The sequence below is a fragment of the Vibrio sp. STUT-A16 genome, from assembly GCF_026000495.1.
In the GTDB taxonomy this organism is placed as follows: domain Bacteria; phylum Pseudomonadota; class Gammaproteobacteria; order Enterobacterales; family Vibrionaceae; genus Vibrio; species Vibrio diabolicus.
Genome location: NZ_AP026765.1, coordinates 2,040,276 through 2,063,420 on the forward strand (window position 1 = coordinate 2,040,276; position 23,145 = coordinate 2,063,420).

Genomic DNA, 23,145 nt, shown 5'->3' on the forward strand with positions numbered 1-23,145 from the left:
AACGTTCAGCCAAACAACTTAAATTAAAGAGTGACATGAACACTATCTCACGTTCACACACCAAAAAGTGAGGATCGAATCTCAATAAGAAGTATAGAAGCGCAAGGCTTGCCACAGAAAATGAGAGTACTGCTGCATATCCAAGATAGCAACTCTCTTGAGTGAGACTTACCGACGATAATCGCGAGAAAAGAGGGGCTTATGCTCAACATAACCAATGTATAAAACGACTTTTTTGCCATCCAATGACTCGCCACAGTCACTAACTTTCTAATTGACCTTTGAAGGCACTAGCAACACACTGCATGATAAAATAGGAAAAGCTACTTAGAGCTTTTACCAGCATTATAGGCTTATCGACCAGGGAGGGTCATGAAATGAAATTAGCTCAATTAAATATTGCGCTTGCTAAATATCCTTTGGATGCACCAGAAATTAAAGATTTCGTAGACAATTTGGACTTAATTAATGGTATAGCTGAAGAAAGTGAAGGCTTTATCTGGCGTCTAAAAGACGACTCCGGTGATGCAACAAGCATTAAATTATTTGATGACCCGAACATGATTGTAAACATGTCTATTTGGGAAAGTACTGACTCACTTAAAAACTTTATGTTTCGTACCGGTCATAGAGATTTTATGCGCCGAAAAAGCGAATGGTTTCATCGTCTAGCGGAGGATAGCTATGTTCTGTGGTGGGTAGAAGACGGTTATATACCAACACCACAAGAAGCCTTGTTACGCCTTCAGCATTTGCGCGAAAACGGAGATACGCCATTTGCTTTCACATTTAAAACAAACTTTACAGAAGCAGATCTTGTGTAAAGTACACGTATGCCAAAGAATCGGCGTTCAAATTTACACTGACTATAAGGTTAATTGGTGTGAATCACTGTCAGTTCTACCGACTTACTCGGAAAGGCGGGCAAGTGAACGCATAAAATGCGTTCACTTGGTTTATCGTTAATAGGGTGTTCTATTTAGAAATAAAGTTCATTCGTGCTAAATTTACGGTACCATGCACAATTGACCAAATTGTAGTTATTCATGATTATACCAACTAAGACTCCCTCTCCCCTGCCCTCTGATGTATCTTGCTCTAACTGTAAGGCTTGTTGTTGCCGTCTCGAGGTTATGATTATTTCAGATACTGGCGTACCTGAAGAGTTTATTGCGCGTGACCAGTATGGAGGCGAAACAATGATGCGGCTAAATGATGGTTGGTGTGCAGCTTTAGACAGAGACACATTAATGTGTACGATTTACGAAAATAGGCCTTGGATTTGCCGCGAATTCGAAATGGGCTCCAATGAATGTTTAGATGAGCGAGTTAAATTCTTGTAAAACCACTCAAATTTACACTGATGGCAATGCGGAGTATTTGTAGAGGGTGTGCAAAGGAAAAATAAGGTGTTTAAATCTGAGTATCAACAAATTATGGATACAAAAAAGCCCACCGTTTGGTGGGCTTTTTCTAAAATTTGGTGGGTCCGGGCGAACTCGAATCGCCGACCCCTACCATGTCAAGGTAGTACTCTAACCAACTGAGCTACGGACCCAAATTTTTTATGTTCCTATCCATTCAATTCAGAATGGTGCGTCCGAGTGGACTCGAACCACCGACCCCCGCCATGTCAAGGCGATACTCTAACCAGCTGAGCTACGGACGCATTTCTCTGGAACGACGAGGATATTAGCTATAAGCGAACGACGGTGCAAGCACAAATTTACCAACTTTGAACCGTTTGGCGAAAATGTAAACTCAACACGCGTTTTCAGATGATTTTATCGACAAGGACTGAGCCTGCTGGGTTTAAAAGTGTGATCTATATAACTTTTATTATCTCACTTAATTGTCGTAAGGCACTTCACTGAGCATCCAAATCTGTAAGGTTTGCGATACCTTAGGGCAAGTACCAAACAAAATCTGATATTTAGGTTTAAATGGTTCGCCGATATAGGTTGTACGGATCAACTCTCCTGTTTTGACGTCCACTTGAGTGCTCACCCTGCCTTTGAAGTTTTGAAATATAACAAACTGCTCACTGTGGTAAACCATTTGCTCTCGGTAAAACAAGAAATGATCTTGGGGTGTCTCCGTTAACTCACACTCCAGTGGTTTCAAATTAGGTATCGCACTAACATTAGATGCGATGAACAACGCTGACAAAATCCATCCGTATCGCATATGGCTTCCCTATTCTGCACTCTTTTTCAAAGTATAGGTCTTGCCTTGGGGACTGAGACAAAAAAGGCTTTGATTATCTCGAATCAAAGCCTCATCCGTTTTGCTGTTCAACTGTCGTCTTTAGTCGTCCGAATCAAACACCACATTGTAATTCTCGGTGTAAGTACAATTTGGTTGGCGGCTGCAAGTAAAGAAGCGTCGACCTTTGAATTCACCTTGGCTTGCGGTTTTAATGATCATCGGACTGCCGCATTTTTTACAAAAGCGTACTTCCTTGTCAGGCTCAATCAAATCAATGTGTGCAGCAAGCAAACGACGTAATCGCCCGACTTGATAACTGTGCTTTACAGAAGCGCCGATTAAAGGCAGGTTGGCCGTCTTACAAACATGAATCAGTAACTTTTGTCTTTCTACCTTGCCCTTGCTTAACTCTTGCCCGTTATCCAATTCAACGATCACACGCGGCTCTAGCGTCCTAGGATCACAAATAACGTAATCAAAATAACTTCGAGATATGCGATTGTTCGCGACAAAAAACTGCTTCTTATTTTTGATTTCTTTTGGCGTAACCAAACTGGACATGTTTACTTTCGCGAATACTACGGCATGCTCCCCTACCGCCGCTCTTAACGCATTATAGAACGCACCCTCTTGACCTCTGAGCAGAGGACCTTTCGAGCGATAAGGATAATCACGCGTGTCGTCGTGCTTAATCACGTACTTTTGAATAACAAAGAAGAATAAAACCAGAAGAACAACAATGATAAAAATGTTGGTCATAAATAAAGTGCATCCAAAACAACTCGTTGCTCAAAGCGTAAATGGAAATGCTATGCAGAGCAACAAAACCTCGCAATTTTGAGGAGCCACTACGATATCGTGATAAAGAAAATTTGACTCCCCAATAAAAACGAGCCAATCACACACTTGGATTGGCTCGTTTAAATTTTTGTTAATACATTATGATGCTAAGAATCAACTATTAGCGTCTGGCTGATTCTCTGGCATCGCATCAATAAAAGCAGGCAGTTGATTGCATGACTGCACAACCGCGTTAATGGTTGGATAAAGAGAAGTATCTACACCAAAGCGTTGTGCGTTATAAAATTGTGGTACCAGACAAATATCGACAATAGATGGCGAGCTTGTCAGGCTAAACTTACAATCACCATTTAGTTTACGATGCTTCTGAAGTTTCTCTTCTAATGCTGTAAAACCTTTGTGAATCCAGTAATGAATCCAAGCGACTTTGCGCTCTGGCTCGCAAGCTAACTCCCCCTCTAAATACTGTAGAACTCTCAAGTTATTCAGGGGATGAATCTCTATTGCAATATCCTGAGCCAAAGCTAGTGCTTGATATCGAAGCGGCGTTTGCTCGGGGATCACAGTGACATCCGGATAGTGTTCTTCTAAGTATTGAATGATGGCCAGTGACTGGGTTAGCTGAACCTCCCCATCCACCAGCACAGGAACCAGTTCAGAAGCGTTTAACTCATGGTACTCGTCACTGTGTTGTTCGCCACCATTGCGTACCAAGTGTACCGATTTTGAATCATACGACAACTCTTTAAGATTCAAACAAATACGCACACGATACGCCGCCGATGACCGCCAGTATCCGTACAAAACCATGCTATCGCTCATATCGTCTCCCAACTGGCGCTCTTAATGCTTGAGATATTGACTAACTTGTTGGTCAATCGAGCCAAAGATGTTGTTGCCATCCGCATCGAACATTTCCAGTTTGATTGAGTCGCCAAACGACATGAAGTTAGTCGACGGTTTACCATCACGAATGGTTTCAATCATGCGAACTTCCGCGATACATGAATAACCAACACCACCCTCCTCAATCGAAGTGCCATGTTCGGTGCCTTGCTTGTTGGATACCGTACCTGAGCCAATAATCGCCCCAGCGGATAGCGGGCGCGTTTTAGTCGCATGAACAATTAAGTCTGCAAAATCAAACGTCATATCGATACCCGCATTCGGGCGACCAAACGGCTTGTGGTTGTAGGTCGAGACCAATGGTAAATGCACTTTGTTTTCGTACCACGCTTCGCCGAGTTCGTCAGGTGTTACTGCCACAGGAGAAAACGCAGAAGAAGGTTTAGATTGGAAAAAACCAAACCCTTTAGCTAACTCTGCCGGAATTAGGCCACGCAGTGAGACATCATTCACCAGCATGATCAAACGAATCGACTCCTGAGCCTCTGCAACACTTGCGCCCATTGGCACGTCACCAGTTACCACAGCAACTTCGCCTTCGAAATCAATACCCCATTCATCACTGGCAAACTCGATGTTGTCACAAGGACCAATAAAGGCATCAGAGCCTCCTTGGTACATCAACGGATCCGTCCAAAAACTCTCTGGCATTTCAGCGCCGCGAGCTTTTCGAACCAACTCAACGTGGTTTACGTAAGCACTGCCATCAGCCCACTGATAAGCGCGAGGAAGCGGCGACTCACAGTAGTGCGCTTCAAACTCTTCATACCCTGCAACCGTGCCATTGTTCAGTGCAACGTATAGCTCTTCCAATTGCGGTGCTAGCGTATCCCAGTTATCAAGTGCCACCTGCATCGTCGGTGCTAAGTTCATGGGGTGGAAAATTTCTGTCGCAGGTACGCAGCGCGTTAAGTCTTTGCTCACGACCATCAACAAACCGTCACGAGTGCCATTTTTCTTGGTTGCTAATTTCATCCTTGCCTCTTACTTCTCTTGCCAGCTATAGACGTATTCTTTGTTTTCTACTTTTTCCAGCTCATCCGAAAACTGAAGTGCGTGACGCGTATCGATCATGACCGCAACTTCGTCGGTAAAAGTCTTCTTGTGCTCTCGCCCTGCTTTGAATGCTTTCGGGTGAGGACCATGCGTAAATCCTGCTGGATGGAATGTCACCATGCCTGCTTCAATGTTGTCACGACTAAAGAAGTCACCTGCATGGTAGAACAAGACTTCGTCATAATCGTCATTGTTGTGATAGAACGGTACCTTGAGCGCTCCAGGATCACTTTCAATTGGACGAGGAACGAAGGTACACACCACAAATCCTGCTCCTACAAATGTAGTATGTGCAGAAGGCGGTAAGTGGTAACGATGTGACATAAGTGGACGAATATCACGCCAATTCACTTTTACCACCGCCAAATCACCATGCCAGCCAATCGCATCCAACGGGTTGAATGGGTAAGTGATAACACTGACTTTATCGTGGCGTTTCACCTGAACCTGTGTTTGATTCTCAGAATATTGAGCACGGAACTGATCGTTGATCGACGGCGTTTCTAAAACCGCCGGATCAAACACCGCGTGGTTTCCAACCATGCCTTTTTCGGGCAATGTATAGGCCGCATCGGTGTTTTCGATCATCAAAATGAACATCGGCTCGCTTGGCTCTAAACGCCAGCTCGTTGAGCGTGGGATCATGACATAATCCCCTTCGCTCACTTTCAAATGACCATAATCACAATACAGATCTGCCGTACCTTGGTGGATGAATAGCAGTTCGTCGCCATCAGCGTTTCTCACCAAGAAGTCCATTTTTTCATCCATACGCCAGACACGAACTTTACAATTTGCGTTGTGTAATAGATGCGGGACTGCCCAAGGGGTAATATGGCTGGCTTTCTCGACTAGATTAAAATCGAACGCTCGTGGACGTAGCTCGCCCTCCCACTCAGACCATCCCGTTGGGGCATGTTGATGATGAAAATGTGTTGCGGGGCCAAAAAAACCACTTCGACCTGCCTCACGTTCATAAATTGCCTCTTCCGGGAAGTCAGCATGCGCTTGTTTAGAGCACACTCCCTCCCGGTGAGGGAATGTGATCCATTTATGCATCGCTCAATACTCCTCGGCGAATTTGGTCTTCTTCTATCGATTCAAACAACGCTTTGAAGTTACCCTCGCCAAAGCCTTCATTGCCTTTACGTTGGATGATTTCGAAGAACACAGGGCCGATAACGGTTTGAGTAAAGATTTGTAGCAAGATGCCATCTTTCGTTGGCGCACCATCAATAAGAATCTGCAAATCACGAAGCTTGCTTACATCTTCACCGTGGCCTTCAACACGCTGATCGACTTTCTCGTAATAAGTATCTGGCGTTGGCATAAAGTCCATGCCTCGCTCACGCAATGTTTTGACCGTTTCGTAGATGTCGTCTGTGGTCAATGCGATATGTTGAATGCCTTCGCCATTGTATTCACGGATAAACTCTTCAATCTGTGATTTATCATCTGACGACTCATTGATAGGAATTCGGATTTTGCCGCAAGGTGCGGTCATCGCGCGGCTGACAAGACCAGTCAGCTTACCTTCGATATCGAAATAACGAATTTCGCGGAAGTTACCAATGCGCTCATAGAAACCAGACCAGACATCCATGTTGCCTTGCTTAACGTTGTGCGTTAAGTGGTCGATTTCGTAAAGACCAACATTCGCTTTTGATAAACGCTCATCAGCATCATCATAAAAACGAAAATCGACATCATAGATGCTCTGCTTTCCATAACGATCGACAAAATAAAGCAAGCTTTCACCGATGCCATAAATAGCAGGAATGCTAAGCTCCATCGGCCCAATTTCCGTTTTATATTCTTTACCGCCATTCTCTAACGCATGCGCCAGAGCAACGGTCGCGTCTTTCACACGAAATGCCATGCCACAAACCGACGGACCGTGAACTTTGGCGAATCCCTCAGCTTGGCTATGCGGCTGCGCATTCACAATAAAGCTAATGTCACCTTGTCGATATAACCACGCTTCTTTTGAGCGATGCTTTGCAATTTCCGCAAAACCTAACGATATAAACAGATCTTTAAGCTGTTGAATGCCTTTGTTGTCAGCAGCGGTATATTCAACAAACTCAAATCCGTCTGTTCCTAGTGGGTTATATGCATCAACCATGACTTTCTCCTTGTCTCAGTAGCTTTTGTTTGGACTTATTTTTCTAACTTGGCGCAGGTCTTGAGAAATTGGAATACGTTGGGAGAAATCTTTACCTTGGCGATTTTTACGCATAATTGTAAAATATATGTTACACGCAAGAGGCGCGTCGAATCCACTTTCGTAAACATCAAATAAACTGCTTATTTTCAATACATTAGATTGATATTTTCGGCTTTACGCCAAGATATAAAATGTAAATAAGTTGTTACTTTGGCATTTTATCTTGGCAACGTAACTCAAAAAGTAAAAGGGGATGGAAAATCTATTGCACCCTATCTCTATCCGATTTATTCATTTGCTCCTGCAAAACATCAAAAGTAATGTTTCGTGACGCTTCATACAGTTCGAAAGGCTCATCGGTCAGAATCGTGTCATGGATACCCCTTTATTGATTCACCTCAGTTTTATTCAAAAGTAACTGTGCCATAAGTGGTGCTCTGTTCCCTATCGAGCCCTAGCCACAGTGCTTCACGCTCGATCAGAAAAAGAGACATCTAATGACACACATCAATCAAGAACGCCTAGTTGAACACTTTTGCCAACTAGTACGTATCGACAGCGAATCAAAAAACGAAAAACAAATTGCAGAAACACTGGCAGAACAGCTAGGCGAGCTAGGCTTTACCGTGCACAAGCTTCCAGTGCCTGAGCACATTTCTAACGGCTTTAACGTGTACGCTCGTTTAGAAGGCAAAAAAGACGGCTCAATCCTAATGAGCTGTCATATGGATACGGTCACTCCAGGTATTGGCATTGAGCCAATCATCGAAGACGGCGTTATCCGTTCAAAAGGCAATACGATTCTTGGTGGCGATGATAAATCTGGTATTGCTGCCATCATGGAAGCCGTTCGTTGTATTCAAGCGGACAACCTTGAGCACAAAACGTTAGAGCTTGCTTTTACCGTGTATGAAGAAGGCGGTTTATTCGGTTCACAATACTTCGATATGTCACACGTCACTTCAACGGAAGCAATCGTGTTAGATACGGGTGGTCCTATTGGCACTATTGTGACCGCAGCCCCAGGCCAGCAAAAAATCGTGGCAACAATCAAAGGTCGACCAGCACATGCAGGGCTTGCGCCAGAAGAAGGCATCAGTGCGATCATGGTGGCGGCAGATGCTATCAACCAAATGAAGCTGCTTCGCATCGACGAAGAAACGACAGCCAACATCGGTATAGTGAATGGCGGTCAGGCCACAAACATTGTCATGCCTGAATTAAAAATCGTGGCAGAAGCACGCTCACTGAATGGCGATAAACTAGATGCTCAGGTCAATCATATGATCTCAACATTAGAGTCTGTCTGTGAAAAACACAGTGCAGAAGTCGACATTGAATCTAGCCGAGCCTACGATGCATTTGTTATTGAAGAAAACCACCCACACGTTAGCGCTATAAAAGCGGCGTTTGCAGAGTTGGGAATTGAGGCTTTCACAAAAGGCACTGGCGGCGGTAGCGATGCTAACAACTTTAACAAGAAAGGTCTCACAACGGTCAATCTTTCAACTGGCATGGCAAAAGTACACACGACAGAAGAGTTTATCGCGGTAAGTGATATGGTCAAAATCACTGAGTTCGTAAAACATTTCCTAGTCAGTTAACGTCGTACCTTTTGAAGAGCAGACGAACTACCCTCCCCTTTTAGCGCGCGCTTGAAGGGGATTTTTTATTTGCGCGAAACAAAGCCTACCCCGTAATGCAGACTTAGCACCAGCTCCATATCAATCCCCCCAGCTCACTTTTTGATACCAAATAGCCCAACATTTGGCACCCTGTTACAACATTGTTAAAACTCGATTGTGTGGACAATTTATACAATATACATTTCTAGCATCTTTCAGGATGAAAAGAGTGAGACAAGGATGAAATTACCTAAGTTGCTTCTGTTAGCATCGATGATGAGCCCAATACTGGCAACATCAAGCTATGCCGCGCCGTATCCCGCAGGTGTGACCCTCGATGAGACACAAGAAATTACGCTAAACAATGGGGCTGAAGTTACTTCTATTGACCCAGCCAAGCAAGCCGCAGAGCCCGCTTTTAATCTCGGTCGAGACCTATTTGAAGGCCTGGTCATTCAAGATAAGCAAGGTAAAACCATTCCTGGTGTTGCTGAGTCTTGGTCAGTCAATGACAACAATACGGTTTATACCTTCCACTTACGTGATGCAAAATGGTCAAATGGCGAAACGGTCACTGCGCAAGATTTTGTCTACAGCTGGCAACGCTTACTGAATCCGAGCACTGCTTCACCGTACGCTTGGTTTGCGGCCATTCCAAATATCGCAAACTCACAAGCCATTATGAAGGGCGAAGCAGAACCCGAGTCTTTGGGCGTGAAGGCGCTGGATGAAACAACGTTCCAGGTAACACTCGAAGAGCCGATTCCCTTCTTTACGAAACTATTAAGTCATCCAGTGCTTGCACCCGTTCATAAAGCGACCGTTGAAAAACATGGCAACCGTTGGACCCAGCCTGAGCATATCGTTACAAATGGGGCGTTTACTGTCTCTGAATGGAAAGTTAACGAAAAACTAGTGATGGTTAAAAACCCACATTATTGGGACGCAAGCAATGTAGTACTGGAAAAAGTCACCTGGCTACCAATTGGTGATGCAAATGTAGTGCTAAACCGCTACCTAGCCGGTGAGATAGACCAAGCGGTTTCCATTCCTGCCGCTCAGAAGAAAAAGTTAATTCAACAACGCCCACAAGAAGTGGCAAGCACCAGTGCGTCTCTTGGTTCCACATTCTATTACCTCAACACTCAACAAGGACCAACAAAAGACGTGCGGGTCCGTAAAGCCCTCTCATATGCCATTGACCGTCAACTGTTAACGAGTGCTATCTTGAGAAACGGTGGGGTTCCAATGTATACCCTTGTGCCCCCTCAAACAGATGGTTTTAAATCTCACACTCCTGAGTTCGCAACTTGGAACCGCCATAAACGTATCGAAAAAGCGCAGCAATTACTGTCAGAAGCTGGATACGATAAAAGCAATCCGCTTAAGTTAACGTTTACCGTACCAACTTTCTCGATGGACGTAAAAATGGCAACCACCATGGCAGGCATGTGGAAAAGCCGATTGGGTGCGCAAGTCACGATAAAACAGCTAGAACCGAAAGTGTTCTACGCACTTAAAGAGCCGACCGACATTACTCGCGGCGGCTGGACGGCCGACTACAATGAAGCCTCTACATGGTTGGATATCTTCGTTTCTAGTGGCGAGTACAACGATTCTCGTTATAACAACCCGCAATACGACGAGTTAATGGCTCGCTCAAAGACCATGAGCAACCCATCAGAACTGTATCTACAAGCAGAAAGCATGCTGATTGAAGACATGGCCATTATTCCTATTTATCGTCCGGGTAACGATCAATACCTCATCAAGCCTTACGTGGGCGGCTACGAACTGACAAACCCTGAGTCGTCGTACTACCGCAAGAATGTCTATGTAAAAGCCCACTAAAAGCATGTTTTCGGTCTGAGTCGGCAAGTTCAATGTTTACTTGCCGTTCCTCATATCTCTCGGTGGAGAAGGCAACCTGAGCTCAGGCCATTTTTTTATTCATAACCGTTCGAAGTGATTTCGGATGACCAAAGGATGATGGATCATGATTTGGTACATTGTTAAGCGATTAGCTATCGCTATCCCCACGCTTCTATTCATCGCACTCGTATCATTTTGGCTGATGCACATTGCACCAGGGGGGCCATTTGATATGGAACGGCCTATGCCAGAGGTGGTACGTGCGAATATCGAAGCAAAATTCCATTTGGACCAGCCCTTCCTTACTCAGTTTTGGATTTACATTGGTAATTTCATACAAGGAGATCTCGGTCCGAGCTTCGTTTATCAAGACTTCAGTGTTACACAGCTCGTCGCACAATCATGGCCAGTTTCAGCAGTATTAGGCGTACTCTCCTTTTGCATTTCCGTTCCACTTGGCATGTTGCTTGGCACCGTTGCGGCATTGAACCGAAATAGCCGCCTAGATTACGGCCTGATGACACTTTCGATGACTGGAGTTGTGGTTCCGGCTTTCGTGCTTGCTCCAGTTTTAGTCATGATCTTCGCTATTCAGCTCGGCTGGTTCCCTGCTGGTGGTTGGGAAGGAGGAAAGCTGGCTTTTCTTGTTCTTCCCGTGCTCAGCCTGGCGATTGGCTCCATTGCGAGTATTGCACGCGTCATGCGTGGCGCAATGATTGAAACGCTCAACCAACCATACATTCGAACGGCAAAAGCCAAAGGTTTGTCCACAACCTACATTTTATTCCATCACGCTTTGCGACCATCCCTGATTCCCGTCGTTGCGATGCTCGGCCCTGCGTTTGTGTCTGTCGTGACAGGCTCGGTAATTATCGACATTTTCTTTGGTACAGGTGGCATGGGACAACACTTTGTGTCTGGGGCTCTCAACCGCGACTACGGCCTAGTAATGGGCATTACTCTGATTGTCGCTTCACTCACTATCTTCTTTAACCTTGTGGTCGACTTGCTATATACGATTATCGACCCTCGTATACGCGTTTAGGAGTCCGGCATGTTAACGATCAAAAAACTGGATACACAAGCTCTTCAAGATCAAGTCGTCGACAATATTGAAGCCGTCGAAGGTCGCAGTCTTTGGCAGGATGCATGGACTCGATTTCGTAAAAACAGAGCCGCGATGACATCAGTGTATGTTTTGGCGTTCATTACCTTATGCATCACCTTCGGCCCCTCTCTTGCCGCTTTTGGCCATGATGAAATTGACTGGGAAGTGCTCATCGATCCGTACGAGCTAGGGAGACCTTCACTGAGCAGTGGCCATTACTTTGGTACCGATGATCTCGGGCAAGATGTTTTCGCTCGCACGATGCAAGGTGGCAGGCTCTCTATTTTGGTGGGCTTTGTCGGGGCCTTAGTCGCCGTTGTTATTGGTACGATTTGGGGAAGTATTTCCGGCTATCTTGGCGGCGTTGTAGATAGCGTAATGATGCGCATTATTGAGGTGCTCGATTCGGTGCCATTTATGTTTATGGTTATCCTGTTTGTTACCCTTTTTGGCAACAACATCTACCTGATTTTTATCGTGATCGGAATGGTATCTTGGCTGGGCATTGCCCGTGTTGTACGTGGTGTCACCTTCGGTCTAAAAAAGCGAGAGTTCATCGAAGCCGCACACTCTATTGGGGTTTCTAAATTAACAATTGTCCGACGCCATGTTCTGCCTAATGTGCTTGGGATCGTGATGGTTTATTCCTCCTTAATGGTACCAGGATTCATTATGTTCGAATCGTTTTTGAGCTTCTTAGGGCTTGGTGTTCAACCACCCGACACGAGCTGGGGAATCCTAATTTCCGAAGGCGCAAAAACGATTGACGTTGCATTGTGGATGCTGCTTTTTCCCTCTCTGTTTTTAGTTGCCACCCTCTTTTGTTTTAACTTCATCGGCGATGGCTTGCGTGATGCTCTTGACCCGAAAGACCGATAAGGACAAACCCATGCTATCTATTGAAAACATGAACGTGCGCTTCGATACGCCAGATGGGCAAGTGCAAGCGGTCAGTAATCTCTCCTACTCGATTAAAGCGGGCGAAACTCTTGGGATTGTTGGGGAATCAGGTTCGGGAAAAAGCCAGTCTGTTTTCGCATTAATGGGGTTAACCACGGATAACGGCGCCGTGTCTGGAAGCGCAATGTTCCACGGTGATGATTTACTCGCGATGTCGAAAAAGCAGCTCAACCGCATCCGTGCAGAGAAAATCGGAATGATCTTTCAAGATCCGATGACGTCACTTAATCCATTCATGAAAATTGGCAAGCAGCTTTGTGAAGTTCTCATGATTCATAAAGGAATGAGCCGAAAACAAGCAAAAATTGAATCGATTCACATGTTGGATGCGGTGCGTATTCCCTCTCCCGAAACTCGGATGAATCAATACCCTCACGAATTATCTGGCGGAATGCGTCAGCGAATCATGATAGCGATGGCGTTGTTGTGTAAGCCCGAGTTATTAATTGCAGACGAACCAACCACCGCATTAGATGTAACCGTTCAGGCTCAAATTTTGACGCTATTACGAGACTTACAACAAGAGTTCAATACGGCCATTTTACTGATCACTCACGATATGGGCGTCGTCGCCGAGATGTGTGATCGCGTATTGGTCATGTATGGTGGTCAAAAAATGGAGCAATCAGATACCGAGACATTGTTCGCTCAACCTGCTCACCCCTATACTCAAGGCCTGCTAAAGGCTATTCCTTCTATCACTGAAGATATGCCGCGTTTACCAACCATCCCAGGTAACCCACCAAGTGCGTTGATTAACCATAAAGGGTGTCCGTTTAGAGAGCGGTGCGAGCATCGAGAGACGCGTTGCCAATACGAAACCCCACGGTTTTCTCCATTAAACACGAGCCAGTCCATTGCCTGTCACGTTAACGCACCCAGTGTTATCACTCCTATTCAAATAAAAGCTTAAGGAGGCGTTATGAATAAAAAAGAAGTCCTCATGTCTGCTCGTGATTTAAACGTCCACTTTCCTGTGTCGCGTCACCTTATTCCAAGTCGACGTAAAATCGTGAAAGCGGTCAATGGTATCGACTTAGATGTTTATCGAGGTGAGACACTTGGCATTGTGGGGGAATCAGGCTGCGGAAAATCAACGCCTGCACGCGCCTTACTTCGCTTAATTGAACCTACACATGGCGAGTTGACTTGGAAAGGTCAAGACATGCGCGGGTTTAGTAAGAAAGAACTTTCCTCTCGACGCAGAGAATTTCAGATGGTGTTTCAAGACCCATCCGCTTGTTTGAATCCGAGATTAACCATCTCAGAATGCATCGCCGAACCACTGCTCACCCACGAGCCGCAACTTAAACGGGCAGAGGTAGAAAAGCGAGTCATCGCTATGATGGATAAAGTGGGTCTCTTGGCGAGCCAGCGAAACCGCTATCCACATGAATTTTCCGGAGGTCAATGCCAGCGTGTGGGCATTGCCAGAGCATTAATTCTCAATCCAGATTTGGTCGTGTGTGATGAACCCGTTAGTGCGCTAGATGTCTCCATACAAGCTCAGGTCATCAATCTTCTAGATGATCTTAAACAAGAAATGGGGTTAACACTGGTAATGATTGCGCACGACTTAAGCGTGGTGCGCCACATCAGCGACCGCGTTATGGTGATGTATCTTGGTAAACCTATGGAAGTAGGACGTTACGATAAAGTATTTGATGATGCACAACACCCCTACACCAAAGCACTGTTATCTGCTGTCCCGATAGCTAATCCGCAATTAGCACGTGACCGTGAAATACAACTATTGCCCGGCGATCTTCCTTCTCCACTTAACCCACCGAGCGGTTGCGTTTTTCGTACTCGATGCCCAGAAGCCACAGAAGTATGCGGGCAACAGAACCCAATAAAAAAAGGCTCGGAGCAGCATCATATCTATTGCTCAAATATGACTTTAGGAACCATTTAATGAACAATACTAACTCAGTAAACCAACGCCTTACGTTATTGCGTGAGGCAATGTCCTTTCACAACGTGTCTGCATATATCGTGACCAACAATGACCCGCATAACAGCGAATACTCAGCGGATCACTGGTTAGCGCGAAGCTGGATTTCAGGTTTTACCGGCTCAGCAGGCGATGTCGTCATTACCCAACAAGGTGGCGGCCTGTGGACTGATGGTCGTTACTATATTCAAGCTGAAGAACAGTTACACGGCACAGGACTTGAACTGTTTAAAGCCAAACAACCAGAAACGCCGACAATTGCCAAATGGCTAGCTACCATGCTCCCTGAAAACAGTATTATCGCGGTTGACGGGCGCGCCATCAGTTACGCTTATTATCAAGGCCTCAAACAAGCCTTTGAAGCGAAAAACATTAAGATCATTCTCGACCTGGATTTACTCGCACCGATTTGGCTTGAAAGACCACCTCGCCCAAGTGCACCCGTATTCGAGCATCCCACCGCTTTTGCTGGCGTTGACACAGAAAATAAGTTAGCGAGAATCCGTTCTTGGTTAACCGAGAACCAAGTAGATAGCTTATTAGTGTCAACGCTAGATGATGTCATGTGGACAATGAATATTCGAGGTGGTGATACGAATTATTGCCCAGTTTCTGAAGCTTATCTAATCGTAGAGCAATCACTTGCGACACTGTTTATTGATAAAGCCAAACTGCCTCAAGACGTTGAAAAGTCGTTGACCGAGCAGAGTGTACACATTCGCCATTACAACTACGTAAGTCAGTATTTGAATCAGCAATGTGAGGGATTATCGATCGCTTTTAGCCCGACCCACACAGACAGCTTATTGGTGAGTTCGATTGAACAGAATGTGAATCTAAAACCAATGGCTTGCCCTGTAACGGCAATGAAGGCCATAAAAAATGCGACCGAACTAACTAGCCTAGAGCAGACATTAACGGATGATGGTGTGGCAATAGTAAGGTTTATGAACTGGCTAGAAGAGCAAGTTCCAAGCGGACTCGTTACAGAATTGTCTGCTGAGGCACAACTGAATCACTATCGCCGTCAAACCCGACATTATGTAAGTGACAGTTTCCGCACTATTGCAGGCTTCGCAGCTCACGGGGCAAAAATGCATTATGCCGCCGATGAAGAAAGCAATGCAGTAGTCAATGAAAGCAACTTCTTTCTCGTCGATTCTGGTGGTCAATACCTTGGCGGGACAACAGACATCACCCGTACTTTCCACTTCGGGTCACCGACCGTTAAGCAGCGCAAAGATTATACCTTGGTGCTCAAAGCGGTCATCCGACTGACTCAGACTCGATTCATGAAAGGCTCTACGGGTGCCAATCTTGATATCATGGCGCGTGGCGTCTTATGGCAACATGGTATTGATTACAAGTGCGGCACTGGACACGGCGTAGGCATTTGCTTGAATGTTCACGAAGGCCCACAAAATTTCTCGCAAAGCCACCACGAGGTTGAGCTAAAACCAGGTATGGTCATTACTAATGAACCAGGCGTTTATCGCGAAGGTGAGTACGGGGTAAGAATAGAGAACATTCTTAAAGTTGTAGAAGTAGAACAAAATGAGTTCGGCACGTTCTACGGTTTTGAGACCATCACTCTTGCTCCCATTGCGACCAACGCCCTTGATTTATCAATGCTAGATCAAGCAGAGCTAGACTGGCTTAATCATTACCATTCACGTGTCTATCAGGCGCTTAGCCCTTTTCTTGATGCGCAAGATAAAAACTGGCTGCAAAGCACAACCCAACTTATTGAGAAATAGGATATCAGCAAGTTTTATAACGTTTTCATTTTCATCTCAAACTCCTTGTTTGCCAGCCTTCGGGCTGGTTTTTTTTATAGAGATAACGGCGTAAAAACAAAAATGCCCCGCGATGTTAGCGAGGCGCTCCACTTAGTTTAAATGACGTAGTTAAATTGCCCTACTGACGACACTTCTGAACATCAAAATCAACGACGATGGCGGCATTCTCAAAGTCACCAGAGACTTTAACGTAGCCCCAGTAGTTACTCTGATTTGACAACGTAATACACTCTCCATTACCAATATTATCTGACCATCCGTGAAGATTAGTATCATCCGGCCAACCAGAGTTACTGTATTCAAGCTTTAGGTTGCCCGTACCATTCCCCGTCGTTATCGCCAGGTTTGAGCTCTCATTCACCGCTGGCACGCTTAGCCAAATGGTTTGTTGATTTGCCAAGCAAACTGGCTCTCCTGCTGTTAAGCGCCCACCGCTTACTTTACTTTGCACCGCGCAGTCTTGTGGCAATGTGTCATTACCGCCCAACGCTGAGATAACAACAGTATGAGTGGCGGTTGCCGTCAAGCCTTCACTGTCTGTCACACTTAGGCTGACCGAATACTCCCCTTCACTCCCATATTGGTGCGTCGGCTTGGTTTGTGTACTTGTCGAGCCATCACCGAAGTCCCATAAGACGCTGACGATCTTCCCGTTTGGGTCTGCACTGTTTTCACTGCTAAATGTAATGCTTTCACCGACTTTCCCCTTGTTGTTTGCGGTTATGACTGCATTAGGTGCACCATTTGAGACAAGGGCTTGCTGCCACTGCTCAAACTCACTTTGATATAAATTCGCCCATTGGGTGATCGTTGCTTTGTAATTGCTCCAATTCCCTTGGCGTGTTTCCACCAGCATTTGGTTTACGTCATCTTTATGATTTTCAAACATAAAACGTACAGCTAAGTACCCCCAACGATAAATTCGATCGACATCAAACCCATCATAAGTAGTCTCGAAAATCTCACTTAAGGTATATGTCGAGCCGTCTAAAATCGTCTCAAGTGCTGCTTGGTTGTCATTTTCTTGAGCGACATACTCTGCAATGCCTTCACTCCACCACACTATTTTTTCAGTTGGATGACTAAACCCTCCATAGAGATCAAATCGACCATCTAAGTAATGCACGTATTCGTGCTCTAAGTTCCAGACAAAGTGATCCGCGTTCGCATAAGAGGCTTCATAAGCAATAAAGTTGGGAATATTCCCCGGCTGGGAAGGATCGCCCTCCAAGTACATACCGCCATTGTCAGTACTAATATCGAAAATTGGCCCTGCGTACTTACCATAATCGGTGCTTGAATCGAATATATTGACTTGGAGCTGAGTGTTGTGGTCATCTTTTACTGGCTGTTCACCAGTTTCTAATGACTGATGAAAGTAACCCTCTTCGTAGCCCATTTTAGAACATGCGGCCGCGTGTTGCTCTTGCGTCATATTCTGAGACAAAATTCGGATTGTCGGACTACAAGTATAAGTTTGCGATAGCACCAAGCCTTTTAACTCAGTTTCGAAATTACAAATTCCGAACTCACTACAATCTGCGTAATATGAGGCGGTGTCTGCCGCCGCAAGCCAAATCGCGTCACCCCGACCATACATTTCGTACTGTTCAAAGATTCGACTCAGCTGACTCTTCACCACAGAACTCGCGTTACCCGTATACTTGGTCAGACGCCCGAGCTCTCGCCCTGCATTCGCGGCCATAAACTCATCTTCAGCACCGATTGATGACGCCCTTAGAGCAAAATCGCCTAAAGCTTTGGCAAGGTCTGTTTGGTTACCAATTACTTGCACAAATTGCTCGTTCCACTGCCCACCAAACAAAATAGTGAAAACACCATTAACCGCATTGCGCATATACCAGTGCTGGGCGTATTGATCATTCCAACGTGTAAGCCACTGGGTCACTTGCGGTAAGTACGCGTGCTGCAAGCCCGCACTATCCATAGTGATGATGACCTCACTAAGCACTTTGCCGTGACGGTCGCTGTTCTCGTAGAAGTTTGCGTTATTAACAAACGCATCCACTGATTCTTTCACCGCTGGTGTGACCCATTCAATAAATGAGATGTTGTCATTGTAAAACTCGGCGTAATAACCCGCGCGTAAGTATAAGAACAACGTTTCGAGTTCATCGCTCCCGCCACCCGTATAACCCTTCGCCAATGTCGTAGTGTGCTTAGCGATGTTGTACATATGATCGGAGCTAAATACCGACTCTTGAATCCGACTTTCAGCAGAGAATAACTGGTTCACGCACGTCGCGCCCTGACTTAAAATTTCGCTGATCAATTGGTTACTGCTTTCGGTAACCAATGCTTCCAAATCACAAGCAGTGCTCGACTCATCAAGGCTTTCAAGTGACTGTACTCGAGTTGCCTTGGAGGGCTGAATAGGGAGAGTTGCGGTTGGTTGGTATTCAACTCGATTGGATTCAACACCGTGTGTATGAGCCGAATGTGCATGTTGCTCTGTAACTTGAGAAACTGGCTCGCTTAACGCAAATACGCCAGTGCTGGTTAATGTTGTCGCAATCGCGACACTCAAAGTCTTCAGTTCCATCTAATTTCTTCTATATTGAGTTTTCCTTAGATGCATTACGTCTTTTGCATCGCCACTGCCCTTATTACTGCAAGAGCATCTCCATATAATCTACTCGCAAGACAAGAAGAAACATTTTGTTAACAACTAGATGTAGCGGTATCAGTTTTTGGTACTCGAGTTGCCGTTGCACGAGCTTGCCAGAAATCGATTTGCTTTAGTAATATTGATCAACTAGTTGTTTATCTTTCCATTCAAATATCTTTTATTGCTCCTCACAAAAGCGATAAAATGGTTTCTTTTATTTTTGCTAAACAACTCCTATGACCGACGCTGATATTGAGCTACAACACCTCTGGTTAGAAGTCCAAGCCGAACGCTGGCAAAACCTGCCACGCTTTTTATTCAGTTACTACTGCTACAAGCACAACCTTGTCAGTAAAACCAACAAAGTTTGCTGGGAGACGGCACGTGCAAACCTGCCCGCTTCAACATCAATAAAAGAGCGAAAAAAGGCGGTGGTTGAACCGTTAGTCTCTGAGGAAACCGTCGTTGGGTTATTGAAAACCATCAGCAAAGATGGGGAAATGACGTTTGACGTGATGGTAACCACACTTAATACGTTTTTGCACTATGTTGTGATTAGCAAGGAAGAAAAAGCGCAACTTAAATCAAACATGCCAGCTAGTTGGTATCAGCAATCGAACAAGTCGCCTTTGGCACGTTTCGAGCAAGCTGGCATTAAGCTACAAGAGTGATATGTCAGTCATCGCTGACGACAAACACAAAAGAAAAGCGCCTACAATAAGGCGCACTTGGTCAAAAATTGAGGTGTCCCTAAACAAAAGTGCATAGTGACCAACAAAGAAAAAGTCTGGTTATTCTTGAATGCCCCGAATGCGTACATTACGTCTACGTAAAACTTCTAATGTCACGAGCAAACACACCGACATAAAAATCAGCAACGTAGCGACCGCCAATATAGTCGGACTGATTTGCTCTCGAATTCCTGACCACATCTGCCTAGGAACGGTTTTTTGTTCTGCCCCAGTCAGGAATAACGCCACCACAACCTCGTCGAACGAAGTGCCAAAAGCAAACAAGCCGCCAGAAATCATCCCCGGACGAATCAGAGGAAAGGTAATGTGTCTGAAAGTATAAACAGGGTTTGCTCCTAAGCTAGCCGCCGCTTTTACCAAGCTATGGTCAAAGCCGCTTAACGTCGCAGTAACGGTAATGACGACAAAAGGCGTACCTAACGCAGCGTGTGCCAAAATGACGCCTAAATAAGTTTGTGATAAGCCAAGGCGTGTGTAGAAAAAGTACATCGCAGCAGCAGAGATAATGACTGGTACGATCATGGGTGAGATCAACAGCGCCATAATCGTATTGCGAAAAGGCAAGTTACTACTTGCTAAACCCAACGCCGCCAGAGTTCCTAGCCCTGTTGCAACGAGTGTCGCCATAAAAGCAATAAACGTGCTGTTTTTCAGCGCCAACAGCCACTGATCACTAGTAAACATTTCTTGATACCAGCGAGTAGAATACGCTGCCGAGTCAAGGTTTAACATCCCCTCGGTAAAAGTAAAGTAAGGCGTTGCATTAAACGATAACGGGATGATGGTCAGAATTGGAGCGATTAAAAAGAACAGCACCACCCCACAAAAAGCTAAGTAACCTGCGTAAGCAACTCGCTCTACTTTTGATGCATAGTTTGGTAATGCCATGGTTATCCCCCTACCTTAAGGTTGTTAATGCCAACCACACGGTTGAACATATAAAACAGAACCAGTACAACGAACAAAAGCAGTCCACCCAATGCGCCAGCCATCCCCCAGTTCAGTGATGTCTGCATATGATAGGCAATCATATTGGAGATCATCTGTCCGCTTCTTCCACCAACCAAAGCGGGCGTAATGTAGAAGCCAATAGAAAGAATGAAAGTAAGCAAGGCCCCCGCACCTATCCCCGGTAACGTAAGCGGCATATAAGCTTTGATGAACGCAATGAAAGGCGTCGCGCCTAGAGAACGAGCGGCACGGAAATAAGTTGGGCTAATTCCTTTCATTACGCTATACAAAGGCAGGATCATAAAAGGCAACAGGATGTGCACCATAGACACCACCGTTCCGAAGGTATTGTGAATCATCTGAATTCGCTCAGAAGTAAAACCCGACCAAATAAGGAGATCATTAATGACCCCTTGGTTTTGCAGCAGAACAATCCAAGACGTAGTTCTGACTAATAATGATGTCCAAAATGGCAGCAGCACAATGATTAAAAGTAAGTTCGCGCGCTTATCAGGTAAATTGGCAAGCAGGTAAGCAACGGGGTACGCCATCACCAAACAAATTAAGGTGATTGAAATAGACATCCAAAAAGTTTTAAAGAAAAGGTCGACGTATATTTGGCGTTTTTCTGGTTGGGGTTCAATGTCTCCAAACTCATTCACTTGCAAGTCTAGCGCTGCAAGATAGTGACTGAATGTTAATGCGCCACTAAGATTCTTAAACGCCGCCCAATATTTAGGATTAGTCCATCGCTTATCCAGCTTAGCCAACTGTGTCACCGAGCTCGGCAGCGACGTCAAACGAGACAACTTTCTGCCGGTTTTCATGAGTAAACTGCGCATACCAGACTCTTCAATATTCATCCGATTGGCTATTTTCGGCAGCTCTTTGCTTTGATAAAGCGCAAGTACTTCAACAGAGAATGCCTCAATGACTTCTTGATGAGGCAGACCTTGATAATCCCAACTTTCTAATGCTTGAATAGTTTGTGGTAGTGACTGGGATATTTCTCGGTTATCCACGCTTCGATAAAGCATATCGAGGATAGGAAAAGCAAACGTAAGCAGAATAAAACACACCAATGGCGTTGTGAGCATAATGGAGCGAAGCTTTTTTCGGCGCTCTGCCTTTTGCAACTGCGCTTTCAGATTGGTTTCTTGCTGATGAACTTGGCGTTCGATCTCCAATACAGAATCTAATGCGGTTAGCTCTCGACTCATGCTGCTACCTCGCTACTTTGAGTTTGTGTCCCATCAAGAGCATGGCAATCGTCACTTTGCCAACCAATACGACAAATTGAGCCAGGCGTTAACTGCAAGTGTTTACGATTATCGTTAGGTACTTTAACGATGAAGTGACCAACGCTCTCTACTTCGACGACCAGACGATAATGATCACCGTGATAAATCAATTCTCGTAGGACGCCTGAGACTTGGTTCTCACAAGACGCTTTCTCTGGTTGAATAACAATCTTTTCTGGTCGAATGGAAAGTGTTGTTCTCTGCCCTTGCTCAGAGACTCTGACAGGTTTCGCAGTAAATAACTCTTTCCCAACGAGCACTTGGCAATACTTTCCGTTCCACTCTTTGACTAAACCTGAGAGTTGGTTGTTTTCTCCGATAAACTGCGCAACAAACGTATTACTCGGAGATTCATAAAGCTCGGTTGGTGTCGCGAGTTGTTGCACTTCGCCGTGATTAAAAACCGCAATACGGTCGGACATAGTGAGAGCTTCGTCTTGATCGTGCGTCACATACAAAATGGTAATGCCAAGCTTTTCATGCAAATGTTTAATTTCCATCTGCATTTGCTCGCGCAGCTGCTTATCTAATGCGCCTAGTGGTTCATCCATCAACACGAGTTTAGGCTCAAACACTAATGCTCGCGCTAACGCGACACGCTGTTGTTGACCACCTGATAACTGCTTTGGGTATCGAGTCGCAACATGCTCAAGCTCGACCATTTCTAATACACTCTGAACTTTGCTTTGAATCGTGTCACTGTCGAGTTTTCGCACCTTTAAAGGAAACGCAAGATTCTCAGCAATGGTCATATGTGGGAACAACGCATAGTTTTGAAACACCATACCAATATCGCGCTTGTGCGGCGCGAGATGATTGACAGGAACGCCATCAATATAAATGTCTCCACCGGTCGCAGTTTCAAAGCCTGCTAGCATCATCAAGCAAGTGGTCTTGCCCGATCCTGACGGCCCCAACATAGTAACGAACTCTCCAGGAGCAATATCTAAGTTGAAGTCTTTCACCACCAAATTCGTGCCATCGTAGGTTTTCTTAACGTGTTGAAAGCTGACATAGTCCTTGTTTTCCGTGCTCATGACTTCCCTCTTCTCATTT

At 45.2% G+C, this 23,145-nt stretch carries 20 protein-coding genes and 2 tRNA genes; 10 read left to right on the forward strand and 12 right to left on the reverse strand.

Annotated elements, in window-relative coordinates:
• Positions 1-377 precede the first annotated feature (377 nt).
• Positions 378-824 carry a DUF3291 domain-containing protein gene (locus tag OO778_RS09825; RefSeq protein ID WP_005393454.1) on the forward strand — a complete coding sequence of 149 codons (447 nt, stop codon included), beginning with the start codon at positions 378-380 and terminating at the stop codon, positions 822-824.
• Between the two features lie 222 nt (positions 825-1,046).
• On the forward strand, positions 1,047-1,343 hold the full coding sequence (locus tag OO778_RS09830) for a YkgJ family cysteine cluster protein (RefSeq protein ID WP_074191235.1): 297 nt from the start codon (positions 1,047-1,049) through the stop codon (positions 1,341-1,343).
• A 138-nt stretch (positions 1,344-1,481) separates the two neighbouring features.
• Here OO778_RS09830 and OO778_RS09835 read toward each other — a convergent pair.
• The 8 genes from OO778_RS09835 to hppD all read right to left on the reverse strand — a co-directional run bounded on the left by OO778_RS09835 (position 1,482) and on the right by hppD (position 7,096).
• A tRNA-Val gene (locus OO778_RS09835) sits at positions 1,482-1,558 on the reverse strand.
• 34 nt (positions 1,559-1,592) lie between these two features.
• A tRNA-Val gene (locus OO778_RS09840) sits at positions 1,593-1,669 on the reverse strand.
• Positions 1,670-1,848: 179 nt separating this feature from the next.
• Positions 1,849-2,187, reverse strand: a complete 339-nt coding sequence (locus tag OO778_RS09845) for a hypothetical protein (RefSeq protein WP_005377830.1) — start codon at positions 2,185-2,187, stop codon at positions 1,849-1,851.
• 120 nt (positions 2,188-2,307) lie between these two features.
• Positions 2,308-2,967 carry a DUF2726 domain-containing protein gene (locus tag OO778_RS09850; protein ID WP_104971617.1) on the reverse strand — a complete coding sequence of 220 codons (660 nt, stop codon included), beginning with the start codon at positions 2,965-2,967 and terminating at the stop codon, positions 2,308-2,310.
• Positions 2,968-3,162: 195 nt separating this feature from the next.
• Positions 3,163-3,831: a maleylacetoacetate isomerase gene (gene maiA / locus OO778_RS09855; protein WP_258616388.1), complete on the reverse strand. Its 669-nt coding sequence runs from the start codon at positions 3,829-3,831 to the stop codon at positions 3,163-3,165.
• A gap of 21 nt (positions 3,832-3,852) precedes the next feature.
• Positions 3,853-4,890, reverse strand: coding sequence for a fumarylacetoacetate hydrolase family protein (locus tag OO778_RS09860; RefSeq protein WP_203342355.1), 1,038 nt, complete (start codon positions 4,888-4,890; stop codon positions 3,853-3,855).
• Between the two features lie 9 nt (positions 4,891-4,899).
• Complete coding sequence (locus OO778_RS09865) at positions 4,900-6,030, reverse strand: homogentisate 1,2-dioxygenase (protein ID WP_005388948.1); 1,131 nt, start codon at positions 6,028-6,030, stop codon at positions 4,900-4,902.
• Complete coding sequence (gene hppD, locus OO778_RS09870) at positions 6,023-7,096, reverse strand: 4-hydroxyphenylpyruvate dioxygenase (RefSeq protein ID WP_005377835.1); 1,074 nt, start codon at positions 7,094-7,096, stop codon at positions 6,023-6,025. The genes OO778_RS09865 and hppD overlap by 8 nt, the downstream gene beginning before the upstream one ends.
• Before the next feature lie 539 nt (positions 7,097-7,635).
• Here hppD and OO778_RS09875 point away from each other — a divergent pair.
• From OO778_RS09875 to OO778_RS09905, 7 genes are all read left to right on the forward strand, one after another.
• The gene (locus OO778_RS09875) at positions 7,636-8,742 is read left to right on the forward strand and encodes a M20/M25/M40 family metallo-hydrolase (RefSeq protein ID WP_258616392.1); all 1,107 of its coding nucleotides are present in this window, start codon (positions 7,636-7,638) and stop codon (positions 8,740-8,742) included.
• 261 nt (positions 8,743-9,003) lie between these two features.
• Entirely contained in the window at positions 9,004-10,614 is a 1,611-nt protein-coding gene (locus OO778_RS09880) for a peptide ABC transporter substrate-binding protein (protein WP_237309954.1), read from the forward strand.
• A 145-nt stretch (positions 10,615-10,759) separates the two neighbouring features.
• Complete coding sequence (gene oppB / locus OO778_RS09885; protein ID WP_258473542.1) at positions 10,760-11,680, forward strand: oligopeptide ABC transporter permease OppB; 921 nt, start codon at positions 10,760-10,762, stop codon at positions 11,678-11,680.
• 9 nt (positions 11,681-11,689) lie between these two features.
• Positions 11,690-12,622 (forward strand): ABC transporter permease subunit, encoded by a 933-nt coding sequence (locus OO778_RS09890; protein ID WP_074191232.1) that lies wholly within the window; start codon positions 11,690-11,692, stop codon positions 12,620-12,622.
• A 10-nt stretch (positions 12,623-12,632) separates the two neighbouring features.
• Positions 12,633-13,616: an oligopeptide/dipeptide ABC transporter ATP-binding protein gene (locus OO778_RS09895; protein ID WP_264909524.1), complete on the forward strand. Its 984-nt coding sequence runs from the start codon at positions 12,633-12,635 to the stop codon at positions 13,614-13,616.
• Between the two features lie 9 nt (positions 13,617-13,625).
• Positions 13,626-14,618 carry an oligopeptide/dipeptide ABC transporter ATP-binding protein gene (locus OO778_RS09900; RefSeq protein ID WP_264909526.1) on the forward strand — a complete coding sequence of 331 codons (993 nt, stop codon included), beginning with the start codon at positions 13,626-13,628 and terminating at the stop codon, positions 14,616-14,618.
• Positions 14,618-16,414, forward strand: a complete 1,797-nt coding sequence (locus tag OO778_RS09905) for an aminopeptidase P family protein (RefSeq protein ID WP_264909528.1) — start codon at positions 14,618-14,620, stop codon at positions 16,412-16,414. Before OO778_RS09900 ends, OO778_RS09905 begins: the two co-directional genes overlap by 1 nt.
• Before the next feature lie 160 nt (positions 16,415-16,574).
• Here the strand turns inward: OO778_RS09905 and OO778_RS09910 are convergent, their stop codons facing one another.
• Complete coding sequence (locus tag OO778_RS09910; protein WP_264909530.1) at positions 16,575-19,019, reverse strand: collagenase; 2,445 nt, start codon at positions 19,017-19,019, stop codon at positions 16,575-16,577.
• Between the two features lie 302 nt (positions 19,020-19,321).
• Between OO778_RS09910 and OO778_RS09915 the strand changes: the two genes are divergently transcribed.
• Entirely contained in the window at positions 19,322-19,756 is a 435-nt protein-coding gene (locus tag OO778_RS09915; RefSeq protein ID WP_074191227.1) for a hypothetical protein, read from the forward strand.
• Between the two features lie 120 nt (positions 19,757-19,876).
• Here the strand turns inward: OO778_RS09915 and OO778_RS09920 are convergent, their stop codons facing one another.
• Genes OO778_RS09920 through OO778_RS09930 form a run of 3 tightly spaced genes read right to left on the reverse strand, consistent with a single transcriptional unit; the run spans position 19,877 to position 23,126 of the window.
• The gene (locus OO778_RS09920) at positions 19,877-20,725 is read right to left on the reverse strand and encodes an ABC transporter permease (RefSeq protein ID WP_006741629.1); all 849 of its coding nucleotides are present in this window, start codon (positions 20,723-20,725) and stop codon (positions 19,877-19,879) included.
• A 2-nt stretch (positions 20,726-20,727) separates the two neighbouring features.
• Positions 20,728-22,008 (reverse strand): ABC transporter permease, encoded by a 1,281-nt coding sequence (locus OO778_RS09925; RefSeq protein WP_264909534.1) that lies wholly within the window; start codon positions 22,006-22,008, stop codon positions 20,728-20,730.
• Complete coding sequence (locus tag OO778_RS09930) at positions 22,005-23,126, reverse strand: ABC transporter ATP-binding protein (protein ID WP_048626301.1); 1,122 nt, start codon at positions 23,124-23,126, stop codon at positions 22,005-22,007. The genes OO778_RS09925 and OO778_RS09930 overlap by 4 nt, the downstream gene beginning before the upstream one ends.
• Positions 23,127-23,145: the final 19 nt, after the last annotated feature.